Origin of the sequence: Longispora albida DSM 44784, assembly GCF_000379825.1 — a bacterium.
Taxonomy (GTDB): Bacteria; Actinomycetota; Actinomycetes; order Mycobacteriales; family Micromonosporaceae; genus Longispora; species Longispora albida.
The window spans coordinates 772,965-785,431 of sequence record NZ_KB903813.1; the positions used below are offsets into that span (position 1 = coordinate 772,965).

General features: G+C 70.0%; 15 protein-coding genes and 1 pseudogene. 11 read left to right on the forward strand and 5 right to left on the reverse strand.

Annotated features, from left to right (window positions below; all coding sequences use genetic code 11):
• Positions 1 to 15 precede the first annotated feature (15 nt).
• Together A3G1_RS0103705 and A3G1_RS0103710 are read left to right on the forward strand one after the other, a co-directional pair.
• Positions 16 to 387 (forward strand): DUF2304 domain-containing protein, encoded by a 372-nt coding sequence (locus A3G1_RS0103705; protein WP_018348121.1) that lies wholly within the window; start codon positions 16 to 18, stop codon positions 385 to 387.
• Positions 384 to 1,091 (forward strand): glycosyltransferase family 2 protein, encoded by a 708-nt coding sequence (locus tag A3G1_RS0103710; protein WP_040477331.1) that lies wholly within the window; start codon positions 384 to 386, stop codon positions 1,089 to 1,091. Before A3G1_RS0103705 ends, A3G1_RS0103710 begins: the two co-directional genes overlap by 4 nt.
• Here the strand turns inward: A3G1_RS0103710 and A3G1_RS0103715 are convergent.
• The 3 genes from A3G1_RS0103715 to A3G1_RS0103725 all read right to left on the reverse strand — a co-directional run bounded on the left by A3G1_RS0103715 (position 1,031) and on the right by A3G1_RS0103725 (position 3,388).
• On the reverse strand, positions 1,031 to 1,570 hold the full coding sequence (locus A3G1_RS0103715; protein ID WP_157640879.1) for a GtrA family protein: 540 nt from the start codon (positions 1,568 to 1,570) through the stop codon (positions 1,031 to 1,033). The genes A3G1_RS0103710 and A3G1_RS0103715 overlap by 61 nt on opposite strands.
• A 229-nt stretch (positions 1,571 to 1,799) precedes the next feature.
• Positions 1,800 to 2,411: an ABC transporter ATP-binding protein gene (locus A3G1_RS0103720; protein WP_018348124.1), complete on the reverse strand. Its 612-nt coding sequence runs from the start codon at positions 2,409 to 2,411 to the stop codon at positions 1,800 to 1,802.
• On the reverse strand, positions 2,411 to 3,388 hold the full coding sequence (locus A3G1_RS0103725; protein WP_018348125.1) for an ABC transporter permease family protein: 978 nt from the start codon (positions 3,386 to 3,388) through the stop codon (positions 2,411 to 2,413). The genes A3G1_RS0103720 and A3G1_RS0103725 overlap by 1 nt, the downstream gene beginning before the upstream one ends.
• Positions 3,389 to 3,479: 91 nt before the next feature.
• On the opposite strand from A3G1_RS0103725, the gene A3G1_RS0103730 reads away from it, so the two are divergent.
• Genes A3G1_RS0103730 through A3G1_RS0103740 form a run of 3 tightly spaced genes read left to right on the forward strand, consistent with a single transcriptional unit; the run spans position 3,480 to position 7,851 of the window.
• Positions 3,480 to 4,052, forward strand: coding sequence for a TetR/AcrR family transcriptional regulator (locus A3G1_RS0103730; protein ID WP_018348126.1), 573 nt, complete (start codon positions 3,480 to 3,482; stop codon positions 4,050 to 4,052).
• Positions 4,053 to 4,066: 14 nt separating this feature from the next.
• Positions 4,067 to 5,329, forward strand: a complete 1,263-nt coding sequence (locus A3G1_RS0103735; protein ID WP_018348127.1) for an alpha/beta hydrolase — start codon at positions 4,067 to 4,069, stop codon at positions 5,327 to 5,329.
• Positions 5,326 to 7,851, forward strand: coding sequence for a phosphatidylglycerol lysyltransferase domain-containing protein (locus A3G1_RS0103740; protein WP_018348128.1), 2,526 nt, complete (start codon positions 5,326 to 5,328; stop codon positions 7,849 to 7,851). Before A3G1_RS0103735 ends, A3G1_RS0103740 begins: the two co-directional genes overlap by 4 nt.
• Here A3G1_RS0103740 and A3G1_RS0103745 read toward each other — a convergent pair.
• Positions 7,852 to 8,127 (reverse strand): annotated as a pseudogene (locus A3G1_RS0103745) (septal ring lytic transglycosylase RlpA family protein); the annotation flags it as partial.
• 183 nt (positions 8,128 to 8,310) lie between these two features.
• Between A3G1_RS0103745 and clpS the strand changes: the two are divergent.
• From clpS to A3G1_RS0103770, 5 genes are all read left to right on the forward strand, one after another.
• Positions 8,311 to 8,607, forward strand: a complete 297-nt coding sequence (gene clpS, locus A3G1_RS0103750) for an ATP-dependent Clp protease adapter ClpS (protein WP_018348130.1) — start codon at positions 8,311 to 8,313, stop codon at positions 8,605 to 8,607.
• Positions 8,604 to 9,065: a DUF2017 family protein gene (locus A3G1_RS0103755; RefSeq protein WP_157640881.1), complete on the forward strand. Its 462-nt coding sequence runs from the start codon at positions 8,604 to 8,606 to the stop codon at positions 9,063 to 9,065. Before clpS ends, A3G1_RS0103755 begins: the two co-directional genes overlap by 4 nt.
• Before the next feature lie 64 nt (positions 9,066 to 9,129).
• Entirely contained in the window at positions 9,130 to 9,597 is a 468-nt protein-coding gene (locus tag A3G1_RS0103760) for a M67 family metallopeptidase (protein WP_018348132.1), read from the forward strand.
• 57 nt (positions 9,598 to 9,654) lie between these two features.
• Complete coding sequence (locus A3G1_RS0103765) at positions 9,655 to 9,969, forward strand: MoaD family protein (RefSeq protein WP_018348133.1); 315 nt, start codon at positions 9,655 to 9,657, stop codon at positions 9,967 to 9,969.
• Between the two features lie 99 nt (positions 9,970 to 10,068).
• A complete protein-coding gene (locus A3G1_RS0103770; protein WP_018348134.1) occupies positions 10,069 to 11,019 on the forward strand; it encodes a PLP-dependent cysteine synthase family protein in 951 nt (316 codons plus the stop codon).
• A gap of 58 nt (positions 11,020 to 11,077) precedes the next feature.
• Here the strand turns inward: A3G1_RS0103770 and A3G1_RS0103775 are convergent, their stop codons facing one another.
• Positions 11,078 to 11,503: a hypothetical protein gene (locus A3G1_RS0103775; RefSeq protein WP_018348135.1), complete on the reverse strand. Its 426-nt coding sequence runs from the start codon at positions 11,501 to 11,503 to the stop codon at positions 11,078 to 11,080.
• A 215-nt stretch (positions 11,504 to 11,718) separates the two neighbouring features.
• Between A3G1_RS0103775 and A3G1_RS0103780 the strand changes: the two genes are divergently transcribed.
• The gene (locus A3G1_RS0103780; protein WP_018348136.1) at positions 11,719 to 12,465 is read left to right on the forward strand and encodes an MBL fold metallo-hydrolase; all 747 of its coding nucleotides are present in this window, start codon (positions 11,719 to 11,721) and stop codon (positions 12,463 to 12,465) included.
• Positions 12,466 to 12,467 lie beyond the last annotated feature (2 nt).

Genomic DNA, 12,467 nt, shown 5'->3' on the forward strand with positions numbered 1-12,467 from the left:
TGCGAGAGTGAGCCGGTGAGACTGCATCTGGTCACCGGGCTGGCCGGGCTGATCGTGCTCGTCGTGATCTTCGAGCTGCTCCGCCGCCGTCAGCTCCGGGTGAAGTACGGGGCGCTCTGGCTGGTCGTCGCCGCTGCCGCGCTGCCGCTGGCCGTCGTCCCGAGCGCGCTGGACGGCCTGGCCGGCGTGCTGGGTATCGCCTCCGGCGTCAGCCTGGTGCTGTTCGGGGCTGTCGTGTTCCTGCTGCTGGTCTGCATCCACCTGTCGTGGGAGGTCAGCAGGCTGGAGGAGGAGACCAGGGCACTGGCGGAGGACGTCGCCCTGATCAGAGCCGACCTGGACCGCCGAGGACCCGAAAGGCCACATGGAACGCGTGGACCGTCATGAGTGATCTGCGGATGCTGGTGATCATCCCGGCGTGGAACGAGGAGGGTTCCGTCGCCGCCGTGATCGCTGAACTGCGCGACGCCGTACCCGAGGCCGACGTCCTCGTCGTCGACGACGGCTCGGCCGACGCGACCGCCGAGCTGGCCCGCGCGGCCGGGGCGACGGTACTCAAGCTGCCGTACAACCTCGGGGTCGGCGGGGCGATGCGCCTCGGGTACCGGTACGCCGACGAGCGCGGCTACGACATCGCCCTGCAGTTCGACGCCGACGGGCAGCACGACCCGGCGTACATCCCGGCCCTGGTCGCCGAGCTGGACCGTGCCGACCTGGTGATCGGTGCCCGGTTCGCCGGGGCGGGTGACTACACGGTGCGCGGGCCGCGCCGGTGGGCGATGGTGATGCTGGCCGGGGCGCTGTCCAGGCTGGCCGGTACGCGGCTGACCGACACGACGTCCGGCATGCGGTGCGCGAACCGCACGGTCATCGGTTACTTCGCGCGCAACTATCCGGTGGAGTACCTGGGCGACACCATCGAGACGCTGGTGCACGTCGCCCGGCGCGGGCTGGTCGTGCGGCAGGTGCCGGTGGCGATGCGGGTCCGGCAGGCCGGTACGCCGAGCCAGTCCCCGGCGAAGGCCGCGATCTACCTGGGCCGGGCGTTCCTGGTGCTGCTGCTCGCGCTCCTGCGCCGTCCCGGTACCTGACAGCGCTGCCGGCGCAGCTGCACCCAGCGCCGTCCGATGACGACGTGCGGCTCGCGGGCGGACGGCTTCGGGCGGGCCTCGCGGAAGATCCAGTACCGGGACAGGGCGTAGTTGACCACGAACAGGGCGACGGAGCAGAGGACCTTGGCGCCCAGGTACGGCACGCCCCAGCCCGTGATCTTGGCGATGAGCAGCACGGTCAGCCCGAGGTTGAGCCCGACCAGGCACGCGTACCGCAGCATGTGCAGCCCGATCAGCCCGTGCGCCCGGAACACCCACGACCGGGTCAGCAGGAAGTTCACCGCGAACGCGACCCCGAACGCCGCGGCTGTCGCCGTCCGCAGCTCCAGCCCGGCGAGGCTGTGCAGGGCGTAGAGCACGCTCGCGTCCAGCAGGAAACAACTCTGGCCGATGATCAGATAACGGACGCTGGGCTGCCGGAGTAAGCGGAGCAGCGGGTCAGCCAGCGCGGTGCTCACGGTGGTCACGGTGCTCCAGCGGTCGACGCCTGACGGCAGCTGCGGCGCGCAGCGAGCCCGAGGCTACCCAGCCCCGGCAAGCCGTTCCATCCCCAGAACCCTAAACGTGACCTGCGTGACTGCCGCCACCCGCCACCCGGCCCGGGAATCCCCTAACGGAACCCACAAACTACATAATCGAGCCGTCCTTTATGTAGTTTAGGGGAACTTATTAGGGGAAAACCCGGGCTCAGGACGTATGGACTAGGAGCTGGCCGTCTTCGATGCGTTCCACCCGGTCGACCAGGTCGAGGGAGCGCTCGTCGTGGGTGGCGATCAGGACGGCGGCGCCGGAGTCGTGGGCGTGGCGGGCCAGGAGTTCCATGACGGCACGGCCGCGTACCCGGTCGAGGGCCGATGTGGGCTCGTCGGCCAGGAGTACGGGTGCCCCGGTGAACAGGGCCTGGGCCACGCAGGTGCGCTGCTTCTCGCCGCCGGAGAGCTGAGCCGGGTACCGGCTGGCCAGGCCGGCGAGGTCGACGGCGGCCAGGATCTCCGCTGCGCGGGCCCGGTCGGCTGCTGTGATCCGCTGTCCGGCCACGACCCGGCGGACGAGCAGGTTCTCCTCGACGGTCAGGTACGGGATGAGCGCCCCGCCCTGGAGGACGAAGGCCGGCCGGCCGGCGGTGCTCACCGTGCCGGAAGCGGGGGACAGGAGCCCGCCGGCGATGGCCAGGAGCGTGGTCTTGCCCGAGCCGGACGGGCCGAGGAGCGCGACGAGCTCGCCGGGCTCGACGGTGAGGTCGATGCCGTGCAGGACCTCGACGGGGCCGTAGGCGTGGCGGATGTCGGTGAGTCGCATCAGGAACTCCGTCCGAGGCTGAGCAGCGGGTCGACGGTGAGCAGGCGGCGCATGGAGACGAGGGAGCCGGCCAGGGCGAGGAGGGTCAGCAGCCCGGCGGCGGCGAGGGTGTCGGAGAGCCGGAGCGCGAAGACGCCGTCCGGCAGGAGTACCGAGGACATCGCGGCGAGGCCAGCGCTGACGCCGACGCCTGCCGCGAGGGTGAGCAGGACTTCGAGCAGGTACGAGCCGAGGAGCAGTGTCCGCCTGGCTCCCGTCGCGCGCAGGACGGCCAGTGAGCCTTCCTTCTGGAGGGTGAGTATCCAGAACACGGTGGCGATGAGCAGCGCTGCCCCGCCGTACAGGAAGGATCTGATCAGGCCGATGGTGCTGGTCTCCGCGACGTAGCTGCCGACGGAGCCGATCGCCTCGTCCTTTGTGGCCAGCTCGGTGCCCGGCGGTGCCGTCACGCTCCCGTCGAGCAGGTAGGCCGAGACACGGCCCGGGGTACGCCGGAGTTCCTGCCACGTGCTGAGCGGCACCTGGGCGACCGGCGTGTGCTGGTACGTGCCGAGGTCAGCGAAACCGGCGACGGTCAGTTCCATGCCGCTGGGCTGGACTTTCACGGTCTGGCCCGCGCGGAGTTTCTCCTTGGCCGAGGTGTCGAGGATCAGGCCGGGCTGGTCGCCGATGCCGAGCAGCCCGACGGAGACGACCTCCTGCCCGGAGGCCAGGTTGGCCATCGAGAAGCCGATCGGGGTGCCGCCGACGGGCAGCCCGGCCGGCAGGTCGGAGCGGTCGAGGGAGCGCTGGACGTGCCCGGCGAAGAGGACGTGGTCACCGGGGAGCTTGCGCAGGCCGGACACCGAGGCCTCCCCGAGCCCGACGGCCAGGCCCGTCATGACGAAGACGAGGTACGCGACCAGGGCCACCAGGGTGGCGAGCAGGCCGAATCGGACCCGGCTGTGCTTGATCTCCCGCCAGGCGAGGAACCACATCAGGTAAGCCTTCCCTCAGTTTTACCGACACACTGTCGGGAAAAAGTTACCTACGTCGTGTCGGAAACGCAAGGGCCACTATGCTGGCCCCATGCCCCGGATCACCGCGCCCACCGTCGCCGAGCACCGGTCCCGGCGCCTGGAGGCGCTGCTGGAGGCCGGCCGCGAGCTGGTCACCGAGGGCGGTCCGGACGCGCTGACCCTGGCCAACCTGGCCAAACGGGTGGGTTTGAGCCGTCCGAGCCTGTATGAGTACTTCCGCTCGCGTGAGGACCTGGCCGCAGCGATCGTCGAGGACGAGCTGCCCCGGTGGACGGCGCTGGTCGCCGAGTCGCTGGGCGGGGAGGCTCCGCTCGCCGAGAAGCTCACGTCCTACGTCCAGATGCAGCTGGAGCTGATGCGCGACGGCCGGCACGCCGCAGCCGTGGCCCTGTCGGCGCACGCGCTGCCGGAGGACGCCCGGCAGCGGATCCGCGACGGTCACCAGCGCCTGCTGGAGCCGCTGGTGGACACGCTGGCCGACGCCGGGGTCGCCGAGCCGCGCCTGCGCGCCATGCTGATCCAGGGCATCGTCGAGTCGGCCAACCGGCTGCCGGTCCCCGACGGCACGGCGCTGGTCGCCGTGACGGTTGATCAGATCCTCCACGGAATCGACACGAAGTAGCTTAAATTCGATCCATGCGGAATCCGCTGGACTGGTCACTTCTGTCGGGCGGGCTGCCCGTCGCGCTGACCATCCTGGGGATCGCCGCACTGGCTCTTCTGGTCTTCCGGGCGGGCCTGCGGATCGTCCTGCCGGCCGCTCTCGGTTCCGCGGCTGTCGCGGTCGCCGTCAAGTACATCGTGGACCGGGTGTGGCGGCCGTTTCCCGATCCGCTGCCGTGGGCTGTGGTGCTGTGGATCGGGGTGCTGCTGCTCGCGCTGACGATCGCGGCCGCCCGGCGCAGGATGCTGCCGCTCCTGGCTGTCGTGCCGGTTCTGGCCCTGTGCGCGTTGCAGATCAACAGCTTCTTCGCGTACTACCCGACGAGCCGCGCCGCTCTCGGCCTCCAGACCCGGACGTCGCCGCTGCCGCCCGGCGGCAGGCCCCTCGTGACAGCCCCGCCCGGTACGGCGCTCGCCGATGTGTGGCAGGCCCCGGCTGGCCTGCCGGCGAGGGGTTCGCTGTCCTCGGTGGCCATTCCCGGTACGGTCTCCGGCTTCCGGGCCCGCCCCGGCCTGGTCTACGTGCCGCCCGCGTACCTGACGGAGCCGCGCGCCCAGCTCCCCGTCCTCATCCTGCTGGCCGGCCAGCCCGGCGAGCCGATGAACTGGATCACCAGCGGCCAGGTACCAGCGATGATCGACGCGTTCGCCGCCGCGCACCGTGGCCTCGCCCCGATCGTCGTGATCCCCGACGACCTGGGCTCCACGCTCGCCAACCCGCTGTGCGTCGACTCGAAGCTCGGCAACGTCGAGACGTACCTGAAAACCGACGTTCCACAGTGGATAGCCGGCAATCTCCAGTCGGCCGGCGTCAAGGCCATCGGGGGCTTCTCCCACGGCGGCACGTGTGCGCTACAGCTCGCCGTCCGCGCGCCCGACGTGTACCCCGTCTTCCTCGACATCTCCGGCCAGCGTGAGCCGACCCTGGGTTCCCGGGCCGAGACGGTGGCCAGGGCCTTCGGTGGCGACGCCGCGGCCTTCGCCGCCGTGAACCCGCTGGACGTCCTGAAAACCAAGCAGTTCACGGCCTCCGCGGGCACGTTCGTCGTCGGCAGCGGCGACCACGAGTACCTGCCCCAGATGCGCGAAGCCTTCGCCGCGGCCAAGGCCGCCGGGATGGACGTGCGGTTCCAGGAGCTGCCGGGCGGGCACGACTGGTCGGTGTGGCACCCGGCCCTCGAACGGAACCTGCCCTGGCTGGCAGGCCGGTCCGGGATCACGAGGGCCACACCTTGAGCGCCCTCGCCGTCCGCCTGGCCGGTGGCTGGTCCCGGGTCTGGGCCGCGATCCGCCGGGCCCCGCTGATCCTGGGCTGTGTGGCGCTGCTGTGGCTGGTCGGGCTGGTCGGGCTGGTCAGCGGGGCGGTGGTCACAGGGCCGTCGGAGGACGTGACGACCCGGCTCGGCATCGGCCTGCGGGCCTTCGCCGACGGGCACTGGTGGAGCCCGCTGACCTCGCCGCTGTTCTGCATGGGCCCGTGGTCGTACGTGCTGACCACGCTGCTGTTCCTCGTCCCCGGCGTACCGGCCGAGCGCCGTCTCGGTGCCCGCGCCACGGCGGCCATCCTGCTGTTCAGCCAGGTGGCCGGGTGTGTGCTCGGCGTCGGGCTGATCAAGCTCGGCACGCTCGCCGGGGAGACCTCGCTGAGCCTGGTGAGCAACTACAACCAGTTCGGTGCCTCTCCGGCTGCCGCCGGGCTGGGCCTGGCCCTGAGCTGCAGGTTGTCGGCGTTGTGGCGGCGGCGTACCCGGCTCATCCTCGTCGGCGGCCTGCTGCTCTGGGCGCTCTACGCCGGCGACGTCCTCGACTGGGTACGGCTGTGCGGTGGTCTGGCCGGCCTCGCGCTCGGGATCGTCATCTACGGCCGGAGCGGCAGGCTCACGGCACCCTCCCACGCCGAGACCCGGGTACTGGTCGGCATGCTGGTCGCTGGCGGGGCGCTCGGCGCGCTGCTCACGGTCGCCGTGCCCGACGCGCTCGGCCCGCTGTCGAGCTGGCGGAGCCTGCTGGTCAGCCCGGTGCCGGGCAAGGAGGTCATCGACAGCTACTGCGCCGACCCCGAGTTCGAGGACATCTGCCGGGAACTGCGCGGGGAAGGCGCGCTCGGCGGCCTGCTCGGTCTGGTGCTGTCCGCAGTGCCCGCGCTGCTGCTCCTGGTGGCCGCCGAGGGCCTGCGCCGTGGCCGGCGGCTCGCGTGGTGGATCGCGTTGCTGGTGAACCTGATGATGCTCGGGCTGGTCGCGTGGACGACGGCCGACAACATCGCCAACCCGCTGCCCCTCGAAGCAGGCGAGAGCCGGATCAGCGTCGCGCGCCAGATCGCCGAGTCGGCCGAGCCGATGCTGCTGGTCATCGTGACCATCGTCGTGCTGCTGGCCGCCCGGCGGCACTTCGCGATCCGGGTACCGCGCGGCCAGTTCCTCAGCTTCGTCCTGTACGTGCTGGGCACGCTGACGGCCGTCGGCTTCGGGTACGTGTGGGGTGGCGCGCTGGTCGCCAGCCAGTTCGACCCCGAGGCCAACCTCGGCAGCCTCTTCGCCGACTTCCCGAAACGCCTGCTGCCACCGGTCTACCAGAGCCTGTTCGGGGTGGGGCTGCTGCCGGACGGGCCGGTCGCCAGGATCCTGTTCGGATACACGGGCCTGGTGTTCTGGCTGGTCACGCTGGCCGGCCTGCTCGTGCTGTTCTGGCGGACCCGCGCGGTCACCGAGCCGGGTGCCGCGGCGAGAGCCCGCGAGGTGCTGAAGCGCGGCGGCTCGAACCTGTCGTACATGACGATGTGGGAGGGCAATCACTACTGGTTCACGCCGGGCGGGAAGTCCGCCGTGGCGTACAGAGTCATCAATGGGATCGCGGTGACCACCGGAGACCCGATCGGGCTTCCCGCAGAGCGAGCCGAAGCGGTCGCTGGTTTCGCGGAGTTCTGCGCGACCCAGGGCTGGACGCCGTGCTTCTACAGCGTCACCGAGGACAGCCGGGAGGCGGCGCTCGACCTCGGCTGGCGTGCTGTGCAGGTCGCCGAGGACACCGTCCTGGCGCTCGCCGAGCTCAAGTTCTCCGGCAAGAAGTGGCAGGACGTCCGGACCGCGCTGAACAACGCGGCGAAGGCCGGCATCACCGCCCAGTGGTACACCTTCCCCGAAGCGCCGCTCCCCATCGCCGAGCAGGTCCGCGAGATCTCGGAGGAGTGGGTCGCCGACAAGGGCATGCCGGAGATGGGATTCACGCTCGGTGGACTGTCCGAACTGGAGGATCGCAGCGTCCGGATCCTGGTCGCCGTCGACGCCGACGGCAAGGTCCACGGCGTCACCAGCTGGCTTCCCGTGTACCGGGACGGCGAGCCGATCGGCTGGACCCTCGACTTCATGCGCCGGGGTGTGGCGTCCGGCCCGGACGGCACGCCGGTCTTCCGTGGCGTGATGGAGTTCCTGATCGCCTCGGCGGCACTGTCCTTCAAGGACGAGGGTGCCGAGTTCCTCTCCCTGTCGGGCGCGCCACTCGCCCGGCTCGACCGTGGCGAGCAGCCGACGGCGCTCCAGCGGCTCCTCGACTTCACCGGCCGGACCCTGGAGCCGGTGTACGGCTTCCGCTCGCTGTTCGCCTTCAAGGCCAAGTTCCAGCCGGCCTACGAGCCGATGTACATGGCGTACCCCGACCCGGCCGCGTTGCCGGCGATCGCCAGCGCCATCGGCCGGGCCTACCTGCCGCACCTCACCCCGGGCCAGGGCCTGCGGATGATCCGCTCGTTCACGCGGTGACTACAGGGTCTGGTACTTCACCTTCACCACGCCGGTACCCAGGCTCGCGATCTTCCGGAACGCGCCGCGGGTGAGATCCAGGCACCGGCCCTCGACGAACGGGCCACGGTCGTTGATCCGCACGGTCACCGACTTGTTGTTGGCGAGGTTGGTGACCTTCACCCTGGTACCGAACCGCCACGTCTTGTGCGCGGCCGTCATCGCCTCCGGGTTGAACCGCTCACCACTCGCTGTCGTCGTCCCGCTCGCGTACCAGGAAGCCTTGCAGGTACCGCTCGCTGCCGTTGCCGGGGTCGCGACCAGGACGGTGGCCGCGATGCCGACCGCCACGGCAGCGGCGAGTTTCTTGGACATTCCTGCCTCCTCACGTAGGTACCGCCAGACCGTAGGGACGGCCGGTTAACGTCCGCTGAATCCAGGCCCCGGCGGCCGGGGCGCGGCCGGCGTTAAGGTGAGGGCATGACAGCGGCTCAGGTACTCCCAGCCGAGGCCGTCGAGGTCGAGATCTCCGAGAACACCGACCCCGACCGGCCCTGGATCACCGTCGTCCACAACGACCCGGTGAACCTGATGACGTATGTGACGTGGGTGTTCCAGAAGCTCTTCGGGTACAGCCGCGAGAAGGCGGAGAAGCTGATGCTCGACGTGCATCACAAGGGCAGGGCCATCGTGTCCTCCGGCGCCAAGGAGCGCATGGAGTTCGACGCGACCCGGCTGCACGGCTACGGCCTGTGGGCCACGGTGGAGCGGTCGTGAGCTTCGTACGCGAGGGCGATGCCATCAGCGTGAAGTTCGACCCGGAGGACGTCGAGGTCCTGCGGTCCGTGCTGACCCAGGTGAGCGGGCTGATCGCCGAGGGCGACTCCGCCGACCCGGCGCTGGCCAGGCTCTTCCCCGACATCTACGCGGACGACCCGGAAGCCGCCGCCGAGATCCGCAAGTACACCCAAAGTGATCTCAAGCAGGAGAAACTCGACGCGGCAGGCGTGCTGATCGGCCAGCTCGGCGAACACGTCACGCTGACCACCGACCAGGCCGACGCCTGGCTGCGCGCCCTCAACGACGCCCGCCTCGTCCTCGCGATCCGCCTCGGCATCGGCGAGGACTTCGACATCGAGGGCGAGGACGACCCGATCGACGAGGACCCGGACGTCTGGACCTGGATCTACCGCTACCTCTCCTACCTCCAGGCCAGCCTGATCGACGTGCTCTGAGCCGTGGCGGCCGTGTGACACACGTAATCAGCGCTCTGTCAGGCGGAGCCGGTAGGATATCGCCGTGCTGACCATAGACCGGGCGATCGCAGACGCGATCATCGCCCACGCCCGCCGGGACCACCCGGACGAGGCGTGTGGCGTCGTGGCCGGTCCGGCCGGGTCGGACAAGCCACTGCGGCACATCCCGATGACGAACGCCGAGCGGTCCACCACCTTCTACCGCTTCGACTCGATGGAGCAGCTGAAGGTGTGGCGGCAGATGGACGACCTGGACGAGGAGCCGGTCATCATCTACCACTCGCACACCGCCACCGAGGCGTATCCGTCGCGGACCGACATCTCCCTGGCTGGCGAGCCCGGCGCGCACTACGTGCTGGTCTCCACCCGGGAGCCGGACACCACGGAGTTCCGCTCGTTCCGGATCGTCGACCAGCAGGTCACCGAGGAGCCGGTCCAGGTCGTGGACTCCGACGCCGTGCAGACCTACATGTTCGGCCAGACCCCCACCACGGTGGTCTACGACTGTTAGAGGCGCCAGACCTCCAGTCATCCAATAGATCATCTTTCGTTCTGGGAGTTACCTGACATGGCCATCGAAGTTCGCATCCCGACCATCCTGCGGTCCTACACCGGCGGCGCCAAGGCCGTCGAGGGCGCCGGCACCACGCTCTCCGAGCTGCTGAGCAACCTCGACGGGCAGTACAACGGCCTGCGCGGCCGGCTGATCACCGAAGAGGGCGGCCTGCACCGCTTCGTGAACATCTACGTCAACGACGAGGACGTCCGCTTCACCGGCGCGCTCGAGACCAAGCTCGCCGACGGCGACTCGGTCACCATCCTGCCGGCCGTCGCCGGTGGCGCGTTCGGCTTCGCCGCGATGGCTGCCCTCGCTTCCGCCTAAAGCTTTCTCACTGGTACCGGCCGGGCGCGTCCCCATACCGCCCGGCCGTTCCTGTCCCACATTCTTCTTCTGTACTGTTTTCGCTAGGAGTGCGTGCACATGGCGAGGTATGACTCGCTGCTGGCCGCCTGCGGAGAGACGCCACTGGTCGGGCTGCCCCGGCTGTCGCCGTCCCCGCAGGTGCGGCTGTGGGCCAAGCTCGAGGACCACAACCCGACCGGCAGCATCAAGGACCGGGCCGCGCTGTACATGGTGCGTGCCGCCGAGGAGAACGGCCGGCTCAAGCCCGGCGACACCCTGATCGAGCCCACCAGCGGCAACACCGGCATCGCGCTGGCCATGGTCGCCAAGCTCCGCGGGTACCGGCTGGTCTGCGTCCTCCCCGAGAACGTGTCCTCGGAACGGGTGGCGCTGCTCCGCATGTACGGCGCGGAGATCATCTTCTCCCCGGCGGCCGGCGGCTCCAACCAGGCCGTCGCGATGGCCAAGCAGCTGTCGGAGGAGCACCCCGACTGGGTGATGCTCTACCAGTACGGCAACGAGGCCAACGCCCGCGCCCACTACGAGACCACCGGCCCCGAGATCCTCCGCGACCTGCCGGCCATCACCCACCTCGTGGCGGGCCTCGGCACCACGGGCACCCTGATGGGCATCGGCCGGTACCTGCGGGAGAAGGTCGAAGGCGTCCAGATCATCGCCGCCGAGCCCCGCTACGGCGAACTCGTCTACGGCCTCCGCAACATCGACGAAGGCTACGTACCGGAACTCTACGACGGCTCAGTCCTCACCCGGCGGTTCTCCGTCGGTACCCGCGACGCCGTCCTCCGCACCCGCCAGCTCGTCGAGGTCGAAGGCATCTTCGCCGGCTTCTCCACGGGAGCCGTGCTCCACGCGGCCCTCGCCGTCGCCCACGAAGCCGCCAAGGCCGGCCGAGAAGCCGACGTGTGCTTCATCGTCGCCGACGGCGGCTACAAGTACCTGTCGACGGGCGCGTACGGCGGCACGCTGGCCGACGCGGAGACAGCACTCGAAGGCCAGCTCTGGGCCTGAGCCCGTGATCGTGGGACCCCTCATGCTGCTATAGCGACATGAGGGGTCCCACCACGAATCAGGCCGAAGCGGTACTGATCGCCCCGGCGACCAGGCACGCCGTCGCCAGCCCCAGCATCGCCCACGGCACGAACCGCCGCTGCACCGTCGCGAAGCCACCAACCGTCAACGCGATCCCCAGCACCCCGATCACCACGATCGTCGGCTGGAACCACGACGGCGTACCAGCGATCATCCGCACCAGCGCCGACGCGCCGACCACGAAGCCACCCAGCCCGAGCACGAACGCCCACACCGCCACCGCCGCCAGCGTCCGCTGCCGGGGCGGAGTCCTCGGCCCCGCGTCAGCATCCCGGCCCGGCCCCACAGCGGCCACCAGCCGCGCCCGCAGCGGCACAGAACGATCCGCGGCGATCCGCTCGTTCTCCGCCAGCCCCAGCGTGGCACCGAACCCCACCAGATCGCTGTCTGTTTCGTTGCTCACAGCGTCCCATTCTTCCGTATCGCCACCCGGGACACCCGCGCGACCCGGGTAAACCTGTACCAGAGCGTACGAAGCTCGATGTCGCCTTCGCGACATCTGCTCTGAGATTGGCAGGCAGCGGGCCTCCGGCGGCGTAGGCTGCGCAGCGTGACACGCCTAGCGGGCACAGCGCCCCGCCCAGCCAGGCGCCTCGAGGAAATGTAGGGGTTTTCTTGATGAAGCTTACGGTTCTCGGCTGCGCTGGAAGTTTCCCCGGGCCGCAGTCGGCCTGCTCGGCGTACCTCGTGGAAGCTGACGGTTTCCGCCTGCTCGTCGACTTCGGCACCGGAGCCCTCGGCGCTCTCCAGCGCTACGGCGAGCTGTACGGCGTGGACGCGATCATCATCACCCACCTGCACGCCGACCACATGCTCGACGCGTGCTCGTACGTCGTCGCCCGCCGATACTGTCCCAGCGGAGCGCTCCCGCAGATCCCCCTCTACGGACCCCAGGGCGTCGCCGACCGGCTCCACGCCGCATACGGCCACGCCGGGGAGACCCTCGACGACGTGTACGCCTTCCACGAGCTGCGCCCCGGCACCCTCACCATCGGCCCCTTCGCCATCGCCACCGAGCTCATGGACCATCCAGTGGAGACATACGGGCTCCGGATCAGCCACGGCGGCCGGTCACTGGCCTACTCCTCCGACACCGGCCCCTGCGACGCCCTCCTCAAACTCGCCGAAGGCGCCGACGCGTTCCTCTGCGAAGCCAGCTACCTCGAAGGCGCCGACAACCCGCCCCACCTCCACCTCACCGGCAAGGACGCAGGCGAGCACGCGACCAGGGCCGGCGTGAAACGGCTGCTCCTCACCCACCTCGTCCAGGCCTGGGGCAACGAGGAACAGACCGTCTCCGAGGTCGAAGCCTCATTCGACGGGCCGTTCGACGTGGTGCGCGCCGGGGCACAGTACGAGATCTGAGT